The organism is Pseudomonas sp. S34, from assembly GCF_009866745.1.
Classification (GTDB): Bacteria; Pseudomonadota; Gammaproteobacteria; order Pseudomonadales; family Pseudomonadaceae; genus Aquipseudomonas; species Aquipseudomonas jessenii.
Window position 1 is genome coordinate 66,308 of record NZ_CP019398.1, and the last position, 15,577, is coordinate 81,884.

Annotated in this window: 13 protein-coding genes; 9 read left to right on the forward strand and 4 right to left on the reverse strand. The window is 59.7% G+C overall.

The genetic code is table 11. The annotated features are described in order from the left end of the window. Window positions 1-921 carry a zinc ABC transporter substrate-binding protein ZnuA gene (gene znuA, locus PspS34_RS00340; RefSeq protein WP_174245497.1) on the forward strand — a complete coding sequence of 307 codons (921 nt, stop codon included), beginning with the start codon at window positions 1-3 and terminating at the stop codon, window positions 919-921. A 109-nt stretch (window positions 922-1,030) separates the two neighbouring features. Here znuA and PspS34_RS00345 read toward each other — a convergent pair whose 3' ends face one another. Together PspS34_RS00345 and PspS34_RS00350 are read right to left on the reverse strand one after the other, a co-directional pair. Then, window positions 1,031-1,981: a homoserine kinase gene (locus PspS34_RS00345; RefSeq protein WP_154860828.1), complete on the reverse strand. Its 951-nt coding sequence runs from the start codon at window positions 1,979-1,981 to the stop codon at window positions 1,031-1,033. Window positions 1,982-2,041: 60 nt separating this feature from the next. Continuing rightward, window positions 2,042-2,329, reverse strand: a complete 288-nt coding sequence (locus PspS34_RS00350; RefSeq protein WP_057712597.1) for a DUF2782 domain-containing protein — start codon at window positions 2,327-2,329, stop codon at window positions 2,042-2,044. Between the two features lie 74 nt (window positions 2,330-2,403). On the opposite strand from PspS34_RS00350, the gene polA reads away from it, so the two are divergent. Continuing rightward, the gene (gene polA, locus PspS34_RS00355) at window positions 2,404-5,208 is read left to right on the forward strand and encodes a DNA polymerase I (protein ID WP_154860827.1); all 2,805 of its coding nucleotides are present in this window, start codon (window positions 2,404-2,406) and stop codon (window positions 5,206-5,208) included. Window positions 5,209-5,710: 502 nt separating this feature from the next. Here the strand turns inward: polA and yihA are convergent. Next, window positions 5,711-6,355 carry a ribosome biogenesis GTP-binding protein YihA/YsxC gene (yihA, locus tag PspS34_RS00360; RefSeq protein WP_057712595.1) on the reverse strand — a complete coding sequence of 215 codons (645 nt, stop codon included), beginning with the start codon at window positions 6,353-6,355 and terminating at the stop codon, window positions 5,711-5,713. Window positions 6,356-6,546: 191 nt separating this feature from the next. Between yihA and PspS34_RS00365 the strand changes: the two genes are divergently transcribed. The 7 genes from PspS34_RS00365 to PspS34_RS00395 all read left to right on the forward strand — a co-directional run bounded on the left by PspS34_RS00365 (window position 6,547) and on the right by PspS34_RS00395 (window position 13,774). Continuing rightward, a complete protein-coding gene (locus tag PspS34_RS00365) occupies window positions 6,547-6,837 on the forward strand; it encodes a c-type cytochrome (RefSeq protein WP_008002190.1) in 291 nt (96 codons plus the stop codon). A gap of 45 nt (window positions 6,838-6,882) precedes the next feature. After that, window positions 6,883-7,512, forward strand: coding sequence for a cytochrome c4 (locus PspS34_RS00370; RefSeq protein ID WP_056726709.1), 630 nt, complete (start codon window positions 6,883-6,885; stop codon window positions 7,510-7,512). Window positions 7,513-7,711: 199 nt separating this feature from the next. Then, window positions 7,712-8,353 carry a thiol:disulfide interchange protein DsbA gene (gene dsbA, locus PspS34_RS00375; RefSeq protein WP_090452332.1) on the forward strand — a complete coding sequence of 214 codons (642 nt, stop codon included), beginning with the start codon at window positions 7,712-7,714 and terminating at the stop codon, window positions 8,351-8,353. A 14-nt stretch (window positions 8,354-8,367) separates the two neighbouring features. Next, on the forward strand, window positions 8,368-9,246 hold the full coding sequence (locus PspS34_RS00380) for an endonuclease/exonuclease/phosphatase family protein (RefSeq protein WP_057712592.1): 879 nt from the start codon (window positions 8,368-8,370) through the stop codon (window positions 9,244-9,246). After that, complete coding sequence (locus tag PspS34_RS00385; protein WP_159389488.1) at window positions 9,243-11,201, forward strand: GGDEF domain-containing protein; 1,959 nt, start codon at window positions 9,243-9,245, stop codon at window positions 11,199-11,201. Before PspS34_RS00380 ends, PspS34_RS00385 begins: the two co-directional genes overlap by 4 nt. A 103-nt stretch (window positions 11,202-11,304) precedes the next feature. Beyond that, window positions 11,305-12,084 carry an N-acetylmuramoyl-L-alanine amidase gene (locus PspS34_RS00390; protein ID WP_057716533.1) on the forward strand — a complete coding sequence of 260 codons (780 nt, stop codon included), beginning with the start codon at window positions 11,305-11,307 and terminating at the stop codon, window positions 12,082-12,084. Between the two features lie 76 nt (window positions 12,085-12,160). Continuing rightward, a complete protein-coding gene (locus PspS34_RS00395; RefSeq protein ID WP_057712590.1) occupies window positions 12,161-13,774 on the forward strand; it encodes an EAL domain-containing protein in 1,614 nt (537 codons plus the stop codon). 7 nt (window positions 13,775-13,781) lie between these two features. Here the strand turns inward: PspS34_RS00395 and PspS34_RS00400 are convergent, their stop codons facing one another. Then, a complete protein-coding gene (locus PspS34_RS00400) occupies window positions 13,782-15,572 on the reverse strand; it encodes a KinB sensor domain-containing domain (protein ID WP_154860825.1) in 1,791 nt (596 codons plus the stop codon). Window positions 15,573-15,577 lie beyond the last annotated feature (5 nt).

Genomic DNA, 15,577 nt, shown 5'->3' on the forward strand with positions numbered 1-15,577 from the left:
GTGTCCCGACTTTTTTCTGTTTTTGTCGCATTTATCGCAAGTTTTCTGCTGATCGGTTCGGCGCAGGCCGAGGTCAAGGTCCTTACCAGCATCAAGCCTCTGCAACTGATCGCCGCGGCGGTGCAGGATGGCGTGGCGATCCCCGAGGTTTTGCTGCCACCGGGTGCCTCACCGCATAACTATGCGTTGCGCCCTTCCGACGTACGCAAGGTGCAATCGGTGGATCTGCTGTACTGGATCGGCCCGGACATGGAGGGCTTCCTGCCACGGGTGCTCAATGGTCGTACGTTGCCCAACGTCGCCGTGCAGGATTTGCCGGGCATGAAACTGCGTCACTTTGCCGAAGATAACCACTCCCACGCTGAAGAAGCCGACGAACACGACCACGATCACCGTCCGGGCAGCCTGGATGCGCACTTGTGGCTGTCGCCGGTCAACGCCCGGGTCATCGCCACGAAAATGGCGGCTGACCTGAGTGCCGCCGATCCTGCAAATGCCGCGCGCTATCAGAGCAACCTGAAAGCCTTCGACGAGCGTCTCGATGCACTGGATGCGCGCCTGAAGAAACGCCTGGCCGATGTTCAGGGCAAGCCCTACTTCGTTTTCCACGAAGCCTTCGACTACTTCGAAGACGCCTACGGCCTCAAGCACGTGGGTGTGTTCAGCGTCGCGGCCGAAGTGCAACCCGGTGCCCAGCATGTCGCGGCGATGCGCGCGCGATTGCAGGAAGTCGGCAAGACCTGCGTGTTCAGCGAACCGCCGCTGCGGCCCCGTCTGGCGGAAACACTGGTGGCGGGTTTGCCGGTGAAACTGGCTGAACTGGATGCGCTGGGCGGGTACACGCCGGCGACTGGCCAGGGCTATGAGCAGGTGTTGGAGAAATTGGGGAATGATCTGGCGGGGTGCCTGGAGTCACTGTAACTCAACATTTGCGGTGCCCCATTCGCGAGCAAGCCCGCTCCCACATTCGACGGCATTCCAAATGGAAGAACTCGGTCTAATGTGGGAGCGGGCTTGCTCGCGAAGCTTTTTAAAGGGCGAAAGGCAAAGGCGTGTTGACTGTCTGTCGCTGTGCCAATCGCAATTGAAATTCCATCGGATCGTGAATCAACACATCCTGTCCGGCAAACGACTCCGCCGCGATCAGGCGTGACAACCAGAACCGTACGCAAGCCACCCGCAGCATGGTCGGCCACAACTCGGCTTCAGCGGCGGTGAACGCTCGCAAGGCCGCGTAAGCGCCCAGCAAGGCCCGCGCTCGCGGTCCATCGATTACGCCATCGTCGTCCGAGCACCAGTCGTTCAAGGCAATCGCCACGTCGTAGAGCATCGGCCCGGAGCAGGCGTTGTAGAAGTCGATCAGCCCGGTCAGGTGCGTGCCTTCGAACATCGCGTTGTCGCGGAACAGGTCGGCGTGAATATTCGCCCGCGGCAGTGCCAGGATTTTTTCTTTCTGCCGGGTGATTTCTTCCAGCGCCCGTTGCAGCAGGTCTTTCTGTTCGGCATCGAGGTGCGACAAAAACTGCGTGCCCTCCTCCAGCATCCAGTCCAGGCCGCGATCGGTTTTGCGCTTGATCATATTGGCCTGGGTTGCCAGGTGCAGATGGCCGAGCAATTCACCCACCTGCGCGCAATGTTGCGCGTTGGCTTGCTTGATGTGCTTGCCGGCCAGGCGCGGTTGCAGCAACGCAGGTTTGCCCGCCAGTTCGCGCAAGGCCACGCCGTCTGTGGTGCGCAAGGCGTAAGGCACCGGCAGGTCGGCGCCGTGCAATACGTCGAGCAGTTCGATGAAGAATGGCATTTCCTGAACCGGGCCGCGCTCGACTAGGGTCAGGACAAATTCGCCCTGCTCCAGGCTGATAAAGAAATTGGTGTTTTCGCTACCGGCGGCAATCCCCTGGAAATCAAGCAGGCGGCCGAGGCCATAAGGGGCGAGAAAAGCTTCCAGCTCGGGCCGAGCCAGGGGGGTGAACACAGACATGTTTAAACTGCCAGTACGGGCGCCGCTGTTGAGCCGGCGCCGATTAAAGTTAAGGACGACTTACCACTTAAAAATTTCCCACGCCGGAATCAGCATATCCGGGTAGTCGGAGCGGACGAAGTTTCCCTCCGAGCCATCCGCGCGCACCAGGAAATACGGTTTGCCAACCTTTGGGGTGACCTTGATGGCGTACAAAAAGCCGTTTTGCCGGTATTCCTGAATGAGTTTATCGCCTTCCGTGCGAATGGTGACATCCGGGTCCGCCGATGGCGCATCGTCCGCCGCCATCACGGCCGATGGTGCGATTGCAAACAAGCCAGCCAGCAACAGGCGATTTAGTGTGCGCATGATAACCTTGTCCCTTTGTCGTCAACGGTCCCGCTATTCTAGCGCCGGACCCGCCGAAAAGGTTGATCCTGCTCATGAGCCAAGCCCCCCTCGTCCTGGTGGACGGTTCTTCTTACCTGTACCGCGCCTTTCACGCGCTGCCACCGCTGACCACGTCCAAAGGCCTGCCGACCGGCGCGGTCAAGGGCGTGCTCAACATGCTCAAGAGCCTGCGCAAGCAATATCCGGACAGTCCGTTCGCCGTGGTGTTCGACGCCAAGGGTGGGACTTTTCGCGATGAGATGTTCGCCGAGTACAAGGCCAACCGTCCGAGCATGCCCGACGATATGCGCGTGCAGATCGAGCCGCTGCACCAGAGCGTGATCGCCCTGGGCTTCCCGCTGCTGTGCGTCGAAGGCGTCGAGGCCGATGACGTGATCGGCACCCTGGCCCGCAGCAGCGCGGCGGCGGACCGTCCGGTGATCATCTCCACCGGTGACAAGGACATGGCGCAACTGGTCGACGGTCACATTACCTTGGTCAATACCATGACCGGTAGCAGCATGGACGTGGAGGGCGTGAAGGAGAAATTCGGCGTCGCTCCGGAGCAGATCATCGATTATCTGGCGCTCATGGGCGATTCTTCCGACAACATTCCGGGTGTTCCAGGCATCGGTCCGAAGACGGCTTCCGGTCTGCTGGTCGGTGTGAACGGCGGTCTGACCGAGCTCTATGCGCAACTCGACATCGTACCGACCCTGCCGATTCGCGGCGCCAAGACCCTGCCGGCCAAGCTCGAAGAGCACAAGGAAATGGCCTTCCTGTCCTATCAGCTGGCGACCATCAAGGTTGACGTGCCACTGGACGTTGGCCTCGACGACCTGAAAATGGGCGCGGAAGATCCTGCGAAACTCTACGAGTTGTACTCCCTGCTGGAGTTCAAGAGCTGGCTGAACGACCTTGATCGCGACGCCAAACGCCTGGAACTGAGCGCTGCCGCCGAGCCAGCACCGGCCGTCGATCTGTTCAGCGAACCAGAGGCCGAAGCACCGGCCGTCGCTGCTGAAGCCGCCTATGAAACCATCCTCGATCAAGCGCGGTTCGATGCTTGGCTGGAAAAACTGAACAACGCCAAACTGTTTGCCTTCGACACCGAAACCACCGGCATCGATGCGCAGCAGGCGCAACTGGTGGGTCTGTCGTTCGCGGTTCAGGCTAACGAAGCGGCCTACATCCCGTTGACTCATTCCTACATCGGTGTGCCGCAGCAGCTGGATCGTGACACGGTCCTGCGTGCGCTCAAGCCGATTCTGGAAGATCCGCACAAGCTCAAGGTCGGCCAACACGCCAAGTTCGACATGAACATCCTGGCCAACTGCGCCATCGGCGGCGATCAGGACAACGGCATTACCGTGCGTGGCATCGCCTTCGACACCATGCTTGAGTCCTACGTGCTCAACTCCACGGCCACCCGCCATGACATGGACAGCCTGGCGCAGAAGTATCTGGACCACACCACGGTAAGTTTCCAGGACATCGCCGGCAAAGGCGTGAAACAGCTGACGTTCGACCAGATCGCCCTGGAGCAGGCCGGGCCTTACGCCGCCGAAGATGCAGATATCACCTTGCGTCTGCACCATGCCCTGTTCGAAAAACTCTCGGCTATTCCGAGCCTGGCCAGCGTACTGACCGACATCGAAATCCCGCTGGTGCCGGTATTGGCGCGTATCGAGCGCCAGGGCGCATTGGTCGACGCCGCCTTGCTGGGCGTGCAAAGCATCGAACTGGGCGACAAGATGGTGGCGCTGGAGCGTGAAGCCTTCGAGATTGCCGGCGAGGAATTCAACCTCGGTTCGCCCAAGCAACTTGGCGTGATCCTTTACGAGAAGCTCGGCCTGCCGGTACTGAAGAAAACCGCCAAGGGCCAGCCATCGACCGCCGAAGAAGTGCTGGCCAAACTGGCAGAAGACGACTATCGATTGCCGAAAGTGCTCATGGAATATCGCTCCATGAGCAAGCTGAAAAGCACCTATACCGACCGTCTGCCGGAGCAGATCAACCCGCGTACCGGGCGGATCCATACCTCGTATCACCAGGCGGTGGCGTCCACCGGGCGGCTGTCCTCCAGCGATCCGAACCTGCAGAACATCCCGGTGCGCACCGCCGAAGGGCGTCGCATCCGCCAGGCCTTCGTGGCCCCGGTCGGTTACAAGCTGCTGGCGGCGGACTATTCGCAGATCGAACTGCGGATCATGGCGCACCTGTCCCGGGATGAAGGGCTGATGAACGCCTTCCGCCACAATCTGGACGTACACACCGCGACCGCCGCCGAAGTGTTCAAGGTCGAACTGGCCGAAGTGACCTCCAACCAGCGCCGCAGCGCCAAGGCGATCAACTTCGGCCTGATCTACGGCATGGGCGCGCAGAAGCTCGGCAAGGACATCGGCGTGGACACCAAGACCGCCAAGGCCTACATCGATACCTACTTCGCCCGGTACCCCGGTGTTCGCCAGTACATGGACCGCACGCGTGCCCAGGCCGCCGAGCAAGGTTATGTCGAGACGTTCTTCGGCCGTCGCCTGTACCTGCCGGACATCAACTCCAACAAGCCGCAAGAGCGCGCCGCTGCCGAACGCACGGCAATCAACGCACCGATGCAAGGCACCGCTGCGGACATCATCAAGAAAGCCATGGTCGCGGTGGATAACTGGCTGACCGCGTCGGGCCTCGACGCCAAAGTCATCTTGCAGGTGCACGATGAACTGGTGCTCGAGGTGCGTGAAGACCTGGTCGACCAGGTTCGCGATGAAATTCGCGTACACATGAGCGAGGCGGCGAAGCTGGATGTGCCGTTGCTGGTCGAAGTGGGTGTTGGAAATAACTGGGATGAGGCTCACTGAGCCTTCTTGTAGAAGCGAGCTTGCTCGCGATGGAGTGTCAGACACATCGATTTCGACTGAAATTCCATCGTGAGCAAGCTCGCTCCTACAGAAAATTGTCGAGTTCTGCTGCGGCATAGTGCCGCGGTAGAAGGGCGCAAAAAAAACAGCTTGGTCCGGAGGGCTATCAGAGTAATTTCAAAGCTATCTGAAAAAAATCTGAACTAATCTTGCGCACCACCACTCAGAGTTACTGAATGGCTGGTGAAGCCCTTCGATGCTCCTATGTTGTGTTAAGTGTTGGCAGATATCTGGACCCCGCCCTAGCGGTCTAGAGCTTCAACCCCGGAACTTCTCCCTCCCCATATGAAGCCCGGGGTTTTTTTTGCCCCGAGAAAAACTGTCTGTGATGCGCTCAGGCTGCGTTAAAAGCGCGGCTCGAAATGCTCATTTAGGCCCCTAAACTCCGCTTTCGAGCCGCGCTTTTGCCTTGCCTGAGCGCACCACAAACAGTTTTTGATATTTATTGAATCTCTGCTTCGGCACCCTTGTCCGCCAGCTCCATCCAGCCAGCCAGTACGGTGTAGGCATCTTCCAGGCCCATGCGTTTGGGGGCCGAAAACAGCTGGATTGTCACCAGATCGCCCCAACCCTTGCGGATTTCCGCCTGAACCTTGAGCAGGGTGTTCTTGGCCGCGCCATAGGTCAGCTTGTCCGCTTTGGTCAGCAGAATGTGCATCGGCATGCCTGCAGCCACGGCCCAGTCGAGCATCAGCAGGTCGAAATCGGTCATTGGATGGCGGATGTCCATCATCAGGATCAGACCCTTCAAACTCTCGCGACCACCCAGATATGCCTCCAGGTGACGCTGCCAGTGTTGCTTGAGCGGGATCGGTACTTTTGCATAACCGTAGCCCGGCAGGTCGACCAGACGGCGTTCATCGTCTAGCTTGAAGAAGTTCAACAGCTGCGTGCGTCCCGGGGTTTTCGAGGTGCGCGCCAGGCTGGCGTGGGTCAGGGTGTTCAAGGCACTCGACTTGCCGGCGTTGGAACGCCCGGCGAAGGCGACTTCGAAGCCCTCGTCATCTGGACATTGATCGACTTTGGCGGCGCTGAGCATGAAGGTGGACTGTTGGCACAGACCGAGGATGGGATTCTTGAGTTGCATGGGATTTCCGATGTGGGCGGCGCCAGGAATGGGTGCGGCAAGCAGTGTCGCTTCCGTTTCAGTGACGCCAGTATATAATGCCGCAGATTTTGTGTGCGCTTTGTCCCAGCGTAGGACGAAGTTCACGAGAGCGACAGACCTTGATTGCGCACTAGAACGCAGCTCGCTCTCAACCCTGAAAAGGTCGTTTTATGACGAAATGGCTGCTAGCTGCCGGTGTATTGATGCCGCTTTACAGCGCTCAGGCTACACAGGATCCGGAAGCTGTGTACAACCGTGTTTGTGGTGCCTGTCATTCCGGCCAACTCCCCATGGCGCCGAAAAAAGGCGATCAGGAAGCTTGGACGCCGAGGTTGGCGAAAGGTATGGAGACGCTGGTGCAACACGTGACCCAGGGTTTCAAGGCGATGCCGCCGCGTGGTTTGTGCATGGACTGCAGTGCCGAGGATTACCAAGCCATCATCCTTTGGATGAGCGAGTAAGCCCGGTCCATAACTCTTAACCCTTAGCCGTAGTTGGATTAGCTGATGAAGAAATTGATCGTGAGTCTGCTGTTGACCGTGGGCATCTCCGGCATGGCCCATGCTGCAGGTGAGGCAGTACAACCGGGTGATGCAAAAGCCGGCCAGGCCAAAGCCGCCGTCTGTGGCGCCTGCCACGGCCCGGATGGCAACAGCATGGCGCCAAACTTTCCGAAACTGGCAGGTCAGGGTGAACGCTACCTGACCAAGCAATTGCACGACATCAAGTCGGGCAAGCGCACCGTTCTGGAAATGACCGGCCTGCTGACCAACCTGAGCGATCAGGACCTGGCAGACATCGCCGCCTACTTCGCCAGCCAGAAAGGCAGCGTCGGTGCCGCCGATCCGAAGATCGTCGCTCGCGGTGAGGCCCTGTTCCGTGGTGGTGACCTGGCCAAGGGCCTGCCAGCCTGCACCGGTTGCCACTCGCCAAATGGCGCAGGTAACGCGGCTGCCGGTTTCCCGCACCTGGGTGGCCAGCACGCTCAATACGTCGGCAAGCAACTGGTCGATTTCCGCAAGGAAGAAGGTGGCCGCACCAACGACGGCGATACCAAACCGATGCAGAGCATTGCCAAGAAGCTGAGCGACGAAGACATCGCCGCGGTGTCCAGCTACATTCAAGGCCTGCACTAAGGCCGGTGGATCGGGCGTTGAACGGCGTGCTGATCGCCTGCAACGTTAACGCTCGATTAATCCGTCTCGGCAAGTATAAAAAGGGTGGCTTTGGCCGCCCTTTTTTGTGGCCGCTGCCGTTACACTACAGAACTCAAGCCCGCCAGGATTTGTCTGAAAACAATCGCGCGCGGCGAAAAAATTTGTCCAGGAGTAAAGCATGCGTAATCTGATCATCAGTGCCGTTTTTGCCGCTGCCAGCCTGTTTGGCATGACTGCCCAGGCCGCCGACGCCCCAGCCGCCCCTTATGTCGAGCTGACCAATCCGGTTCCGGTTGCCGTGCCTGGCAAGATCGAAGTGGTGGAGCTGTTCTGGTACGGCTGCCCGCATTGCTATCATTTTGAACCGACAATCAATCCTTGGGCTGAAAAGCTGCCATCCGATGTGAATTTCAAGCGTATTCCAGCCATGTTCGGCGGAGCTTGGGATGCTCATGGCCAAATGTTCTTGACCCTTGAGTCCATGGGTGTTGAGCATAAGGTTCATGCCGCGGTATTCGACGCGATCCAGAACAAAAAAATGAAGCTGATCGACAAGAATGACATGGCTGACTTCCTGGCTACCCAGGGCGTAGACAAGGATAAATTCCTGGCCACCTTCGACTCCTTTGCTATCAAGGGCCAGGTTGTTCAAGCCCGTGAACTGGCCAAGAAGTATGAAATCTCCGGCGTTCCAACCCTGGTCGTCAACGGCAAGTATCGCTTCGACGTGGGTTCTGCCGGCGGTGCCGAACAGGCCCTGCAACTGGCCGACAAACTGATCGACAAAGAGCGAGCGGCTAACAAGGCTGCCGCCAACTAAGGGCAGTCACTGCCATGCGCCGATGGGGTACTGAACGCATCGTTGGCCTGCATGATCCGCGGGTCAACGAGCATCATCTGGAGTCCACGGGCCTGCCCGCAGACAGTCGTCTGCGCTTGCTCAGTTTCAATATCCAGGTCGGCATCAGTACCGAGCGCTATCGGCATTACCTGACCCGGGGCTGGCAGCACCTGCTGCCGCATACGGGGCGTGCCGATAACCTGCAGAAAATCGGCAATCTGCTGGGCGACTTCGATCTGGTCGCCTTGCAAGAGGCCGATGGCGGCAGCCTGCGGTCAGGCTACGTCAATCAGGTCGAACACCTGGCCCAGCTCGGCGCCTTTCCCTACTGGTATCAACAACTCAATCGTAATCTCGGTCGCCTGGCCCAGCACAGCAATGGTGTGCTCAGCCGATTGCGTCCGTGGGCAATTGAGGATCATCCGTTGCCGGGACCAAAGGGTCGCGGAGCCATTCTGGTACGGTTCGGCGAAGGCCCGGAAGCGCTGGTGGTGGTCATGATGCACCTGGCGTTGGGCGCCCGGGCACGCAGTCTGCAATTGGCCTACATCCGCGAGTTGATCGGCGACTACAAGCATCAGGTACTGATGGGCGACATGAACACCCATGCCAGTGACCTGCTGCAACATTCCCCGTTGCGCGATCTCGGCCTGCTCGCGCCGCAACTGGAAGCGACGTTTCCCAGCTGGCGCCCACAACGCTGTCTGGACCATATCCTGCTGAGCCCGAGCCTGACCCTGGAAAAGGTTGAGGTGCTGGCACAGCCCATTTCCGATCACCTGCCGGTCGCGGTAGAGATTCGTTTGCCGGGTTCGCTCACGGCCGATGCATTGCCCGCGTTGAGTCCTGCCCCTCGCGGATCCCATGAATGAGCGACGAAGCACAGCGCTGGAAAGAGAAATACCTCAAAAGCATCGAACAACAGGAAAAGCTCGAACGTCGTTGGGACGCGCGGCTCGACTTGCTGCGTCGCGGGCTGGTGCGCAGCACCCTGGCAGCGGAAGGTACGGACCGCGCCGTTGACCAATGCATGAAGGAAATGCGCGAAGTCGTGCGTACCGATGACATGGACGCCGGCCTGGCTTCGCTGATTCCACGCCTGGAAAAAGCCGTGCTCGACTCCGAACAGCGTCGGGAAACCCGAGTCAACCAGACCAGTGCCGCCTTGACTGCGCTGGTCACGCAACTGCAAACATTGCCATTGCCACGGGATGTGAGTCGGCCACTCAAGAATTTCGCCAAGCACCTGGATGCGCGGGTCAGTCAGGCGCGCGAGATGCCCTTGCTGCTCAGCGAGCTGAGTGGCTTGCAGGGCAAGGCCCTGAGCCAGCTGGAGACCCCAGCGGAGAACGGCCGACCGGGCTTGCTGCAGCGGTTGTTCGGCGGTCGTGAAGCGCAGGAGACGGAGGCATCGACGGCCGCTGCTCCTGCGCTGGCTGCCCCTGTAGCCGAGAGCCCTGCGGCAAGCTGCGAGGTACCCGCTGTTGAGCGAGTCGAGGACGAGTTCGCGCCAACCGAGCCAGCCGTGGCTTTTGCACCTCCGGCTGCGGAGCCTCAACCACCCAGTGCAGCCGCGGCGGAAATCGAATCGGCCGAGAAACCGATCCCGGAAACCATCGCGACATCTCCTGAGTCGCAAGCGAACCCCGACGAGCTGACCGCGCAAGCATCGCCCGATAGCTTGCCCTTACCTCCGATTCCGATGCAGGACGTGGCCGTCGTCCATCAGACGCCATCCGAACACGACATTCTCTACGCACTTCCGGATTCCCCCGAGCCCTCCTACAGCTCGGTGGCCAGCCACATCGAAGACACGTTGCTGGGGCTGCTCGACGATCTGACACTGCCCGAGCGTCATCGTCCACAAGCCGAATCCATGCGCGATCGTCTGAAAAACGGTCTGAACTGGTACGAATTGCTGCCGATACTCGACGACTTCGCCACATTGATGCTGGCCATTACCGACAGCGGCCAGCATGAGTTCGAAGCCTATCTGCAACGACTGAACGAGCGTCTCGAATCGTTCCAGAGCAACTTGCAGGCCGCCACCGCGGGACACGCCGACAACCGTTCGGCTGCGCGACAGATGGACACGCAGATCCGCGAACAGGTCGATGGCCTGCAAAGCAGCATGCAGGAAGCCGCGGACCTGGAAGATCTCAAGCACGTACTGGAAAACCATCTCGAAGGCTTGCTGGGCACCATGGACCAGCACCAGAAACAGCGCGATGAGCGCGAGCAGGAGGTCGCTGCGCGCCTGCACAGCCTGGCCGAGCGGGTCGCCCATATGGAGCAGGAGGCCCAGGGTTACCGCGAACACCTTGAAGAGCAACGACAGAAGGCATTGGTCGACCCGTTGACCGGGCTGCCCAACCGCGCGGCCTGGAGCGAGCGCCTGGGTCATGAAGTCACACAATGGCAACAACATGGCAACACGCTGTTGCTGGCCATGCTCGACCTCGATCATTTCAAGCGCATCAATGACAACTACGGGCATCTGGCCGGTGACAAAGTGCTGAAAATCATCGCCAGCGTGTTGCGCAAGCGGCTGCGCGGAACGGATTTCATTGCCCGGTTCGGCGGCGAGGAGTTTGTGCTGTTAATGCCATCCACGGTGCCGGCGGCGGGGCTGAAGATGCTGGAAAGCTTGCGGGCCTCCATTGAAGCCTGTCCGTTCCACTTCAAGGGAGAGCCGGTGACCATCACCGTGTCTATCGGAATGACGGCGTTCAGGCCGGGTGAACATAGCGATCAGGTACTTAAAAGAGCCGATCAGGCGCTGTATCGCGCAAAAAATGCCGGTCGCAACCGAGTGGAACCGAGCTGACGGTGATCTGTTCCATTTTGTTTAATTCGATGGGATTGCCGTCCGCCCGCAAGGCATTACGTTACACTGTTGCATTATTGTCTTGCGTGTACTGCCTTTCGCCATGAAATATTTTGCTCTGATCTTATCGCTGATTGTGCTTGCCGGCTGTGCCAGCGGTCCCCGTTTCAACACCAGCCACTCTTCGGCCAATTACGACAGCCGCGTGCAATTTGTGGTGGTGCATTACACCAATGCTTCGCTGGAGCGTTCGTTGCAATTGCTGACCCACGGTGAGGTCAGCAGCCATTACCTGATCGGCGACGACAAGGGCGCCACCATCTACAAGCTGATGGATGAAAATGTGCGGGCCTGGCACGCCGGGGAGAGTGAGTGGAATGGCCGCACCTGGCTGAACTCCAGTTCCATCGGTATCGAAATCGTCAACCCGGGCTTCGAGGACACCCCGACCGGACGCGTGTGGTATCCCTACACCGAAGACCAGGTCCAGTCGCTGATCGTGTTGCTCAAGGACATTAGCAAACGTCACGGCATAAAACCTCGCGAGATCATTGGCCATAGTGATATTGCTCCCTTGCGCAAGCTGGACCCGGGGCCGCTGTTCCCCTGGAAGCGTCTGGCCGCCGAAGGCTTGGGCATCTGGCCGAATGAACAGTCGGTGGCGCGCCAGCAAATGTTGTTCGCCGAGCAGTTGCCGAGCATCAGTTGGTTTCAGGCGCAGTTGGCCCGCCTGGGTTATGCCTCGCCACAGACCGGCGAGCTCGATGTCGCGACACGACATGTGATAGCGGCATTTCAGATGCATTTCCGTCCGGCGCGTTTCGATGGCACTCCGGATGCGCAAACCGCCGCGCTACTGTGGGTGTTGAACCAGACAAAATAATGACGCCCGCCCGACGGTCAGGGCTTTTTTCCAATCAGCAGCTATAACTCATTGGTAATACATCGGATATTGCACAATGACTGCTGCTCGAGAGACCTTCCGTAGTTGGTTCCATCGCCCCTGGTTCCTGGGGCTGATGTCTACTGTCTTGAGCGCAACATTATTGATGGCCGGCAGCCTGTTCGTCGCCATACACCAGGTCGAGCAAAGCGAAAGCGAAGAAATGAATGCTCAGGGCGAACGCTTCCTCGCCCGCCTCGAACAGCTCTTCGGGCAGCTGCGTGAAAGCCTTGATGACCTTGAAGCGCAACCGTTGCGCGGCTGCGATGCTGAAATGATCGCGACCTTGCAACAGGTTACGTTCAATTATCGCTTCGTCTACGAAGCCGCCTACATGGACTCTTCACGAATCTGCTCCAATCGCCCTCGTCAGGAAGGGCTGTCGCTGAGTCGATCGCCAGACATCAAAGGCCCGACTTACAGCTATTGGCTCAACACCACCACTGAACCCGATGAAAACCGTGCCGCGCTGATGCTCGGGCGCGGGAATTTCCGGGTGGCGACCTCTCGCGGGCATTTGACCGATATGGTCGACCTGTCGCCGGGCAGCAGCCTGCTGGTAGTTCTGGACCATGGCGCGCGCGCGATTCCGGTGCTGGGCGCTTCTCAGGTCTGGCCGCCGGCCGAGGCCTGGCCACCGAAAAACCGTGATGCGCTGCAGATCACCCAGGCACGCCTGATATACCGGATGCCCACCGACAACCCGGAATATCAATTGGTGTTGATCAGCCCGCGCACCGGCATGCATATCCCGGCGGTCTGGTGGTGGTTGCTGCCGGCCAGCCTTGCGCTGGGCATATGCGTTGGGTTCCTGGTGTTTTTGCTGGTGCGCCAACGGCAGTCGCTGGACGCCGAGCTGGCCGGCGCGATTCGCCGTGGCGAGTTGCAGGTGCTGTACCAACCGATCTTCGACCTTGATAGCCGCAACTGTGTCGGGGCAGAAGCACTGCTGCGCTGGCGCAGGCCGGACGGTACCCTGACCAGTCCCGACCTGTTCATTCCGATGGCGGAGAACACCGGGCAGATTCGCCAGATGACGGACTTCGTCTTGCAGCGCCTGCTCGAGCAACTCGGCCAGTTGCTGCGTGCGAACCCGCAGCTGTACATCTCGGTCAATCTCGCTGCGTGTGATGTGATGGTTCCGCGGATTGGCCAGGTGATGGCGCGGCTGCTGACCCTGCATCGCGTCGCTGCACGGCAAATTGCTTTTGAAGTCACCGAGCGCGGGCTGGTCGATGTGGTGGTGGCTCGGGAAAACCTGCAAGCGCTACGGGATGTCGGGCATCAGGTGTTGATCGATGATTTTGGCACCGGCTATTGCAGCCTCGCCTATTTGCAAACCCTGCCGGTCGATTGCCTGAAAATCGACAAGGCGTTCATTGATGCGCTGGGCCATGACGCCGCCAGCAGCGGCGTGGCCCCGCATATCATTCACATGGCCCAGTCGCTGCATCTGAAGGTGATTGCCGAGGGCATCGAACATGAGGCCCAGGCCGCGTTCCTGTGCAGTGAAGGCGTGAAGTTCGGCCAGGGCTGGCTGTTCGCCCGTGCGTTGAGCGCAGTGCAGTTCACTGAATTGATTACCCGGGGACGGCGTCGGGCCGGCCGGCGCCTGGATGACGAAGCGTGAGGGTGACCTAAACGGTCAGCGTCATGTAGAACTGAGTACCTTGCCCCGGCCGTGAATAGACACCCATCCGTCCGCCATGCAATTGCACGATTTCCTTGCACAAGGCCAAGCCGAGCCCGGCCCCGCCCTTCTTGCGTCCAACCTGCACGAAGGGCTCGAAGATCCGCCCCTGCTGACCGTAGGCAATACCTTCGCCGTTGTCCTCGACACTGATGATGACCCGGTCACCGTGACGCCGGGCCTGCAAGCGTATCCGCCCGCCGGAGCCAGTGTGACGCAAGGCGTTGTCGAGCAAATTGTCGAGTACCCGCTCCAGTTGTGGCTGGTCGGCCTGCAACCGCGGCAAAGGCCCCTGCACTTCCACCAGCAGATTGATTTCCTTCTCTTCGGCCGATGTGGCAAAACGTGACCGAGCCTGTTCCAGCAACGCCTCGATGGAACACGGCGTCAGGGTGAGTTTCTGCAAACCGTTCTGGTAACGGGAGAAATTCAGCAGGTCATTGATCAACTGCATCAGCCGCTGCATCTCTTCGTTAACGGTATCGAGCAGGTCGGTTTCCCGGGAATCCGGGGCAAAGTGAGCGCGCTCACGGAACAATCCGAAGGCCATGTGCATGCCGGTGACCGGTGTGCGCAATTCATGGGAGGCTCGCAATACGAATTCGCTGCGTACCCGTTCGAACGCTCGTTGCTCCGTGACGTCATGCAGCACCATCACGGCACCCAGAATATGGCCCTGGGTATGGCTGACCGGGGTCAGGCTGTAGGTCAGCAGTCTCGACTCGCCATCGACTTCGACACTCAAGTCTTCCGGCGCCCGCTCCAGCGTGCCGCCGCGCAGCACCAGTTGCAGCTGCTCATCGAGCTCGGGGCGCTCCAGCGCCGTACCCAGCCCCTGACCCAGACGATCGGACTCCCAGCCCAACTGACGCTGGGCTACAGGGTTAAGGTGTTCCAGATGGCCCTGACGGTCGATCATCAGCAGTCCGTCGTCGATGCTGTCGAGCACGGCCTGCAAGCGCTGCTGACCGGCCAGCAGCTCATCTACGTTGGTGGCCTGATGTTCACGCAGCGCCTGGGCCATGATCCCGAAACGCCGGGTCAGCTGGTTCAGTTCCACCGCCGAAGAAATCGGCAGGGTGACATCGAAATTGCCTTGGCCGATATTGTCCGCCGCCTTGGCCAAGGCCTCGATGGGCTCCCCGAAACGCCGGGCGATGGCTTGTGCGGTCACGAAGCCGATGATCAGCACCGCCAGCCCCACCAGGCCAAGCAACCCGGCAAACAGCAGCGCCTGCTCCCGGGCCTGGCGCTCGGTATCGCTGATGTTATCAAGCGCGCGCTTGTGCTCGGCAATCAGGCCATTGCGTAGCGCATTGAATTTTTCCGTCAGGTTGTCGTGGCTGCTGAGCACCTTCGACGGGTCCGGGGACGCTTCATAAGCCTGGATAAAACGCTCGTAGTCGGCCTTGGCTTTTCTGAAACCGTGCTCGCTTGCGGTTTCCTCCGGTTCCTGGGCGATGCCCTCCTCCAGCAGTTCGAAGTAACGCTGCTTCGAGGCAGCGAAAGCGGCGGAGTCAGGCTTCTCGCTGAGCATGATGATCAGTTGATCACCCAGGGTCTGACGCAGCTTGAGCCCCAGGTCCAGGGTGATGAAGTTACTGCGAATCAGTGCTTCCTGGCTGCCGGCCATCTGCATCACGCTGACCAGCCCGAGCAAGAGCCCGAGCAACGCGACGGTGATCAGTGCGGAGATGCTCAGGAAAAGCCGGGTCCGCAATTTCATCGCCAGTTTCATCGGCG

Coding starts and splice junctions, on each gene's coding strand:
- PspS34_RS00345 (WP_154860828.1), bottom strand. CDS start 1,981: ATGTCTGTGTTCACCCCCCTGGCTCGGCCCGAGCTGGAAGCTTTTCTC.
- PspS34_RS00350 (WP_057712597.1), bottom strand. CDS start 2,329: ATGCGCACACTAAATCGCCTGTTGCTGGCTGGCTTGTTTGCAATCGCA.
- polA (WP_154860827.1), top strand. CDS start 2,404: ATGAGCCAAGCCCCCCTCGTCCTGGTGGACGGTTCTTCTTACCTGTAC.
- yihA (WP_057712595.1), bottom strand. CDS start 6,355: ATGCAACTCAAGAATCCCATCCTCGGTCTGTGCCAACAGTCCACCTTC.
- PspS34_RS00365 (WP_008002190.1), top strand. CDS start 6,547: ATGACGAAATGGCTGCTAGCTGCCGGTGTATTGATGCCGCTTTACAGC.
- PspS34_RS00370 (WP_056726709.1), top strand. CDS start 6,883: ATGAAGAAATTGATCGTGAGTCTGCTGTTGACCGTGGGCATCTCCGGC.
- dsbA (WP_090452332.1), top strand. CDS start 7,712: ATGCGTAATCTGATCATCAGTGCCGTTTTTGCCGCTGCCAGCCTGTTT.
- PspS34_RS00380 (WP_057712592.1), top strand. CDS start 8,368: ATGCGCCGATGGGGTACTGAACGCATCGTTGGCCTGCATGATCCGCGG.
- PspS34_RS00385 (WP_159389488.1), top strand. CDS start 9,243: ATGAGCGACGAAGCACAGCGCTGGAAAGAGAAATACCTCAAAAGCATC.
- PspS34_RS00390 (WP_057716533.1), top strand. CDS start 11,305: ATGAAATATTTTGCTCTGATCTTATCGCTGATTGTGCTTGCCGGCTGT.
- PspS34_RS00395 (WP_057712590.1), top strand. CDS start 12,161: ATGACTGCTGCTCGAGAGACCTTCCGTAGTTGGTTCCATCGCCCCTGG.
- PspS34_RS00400 (WP_154860825.1), bottom strand. CDS start 15,572: ATGAAACTGGCGATGAAATTGCGGACCCGGCTTTTCCTGAGCATCTCC.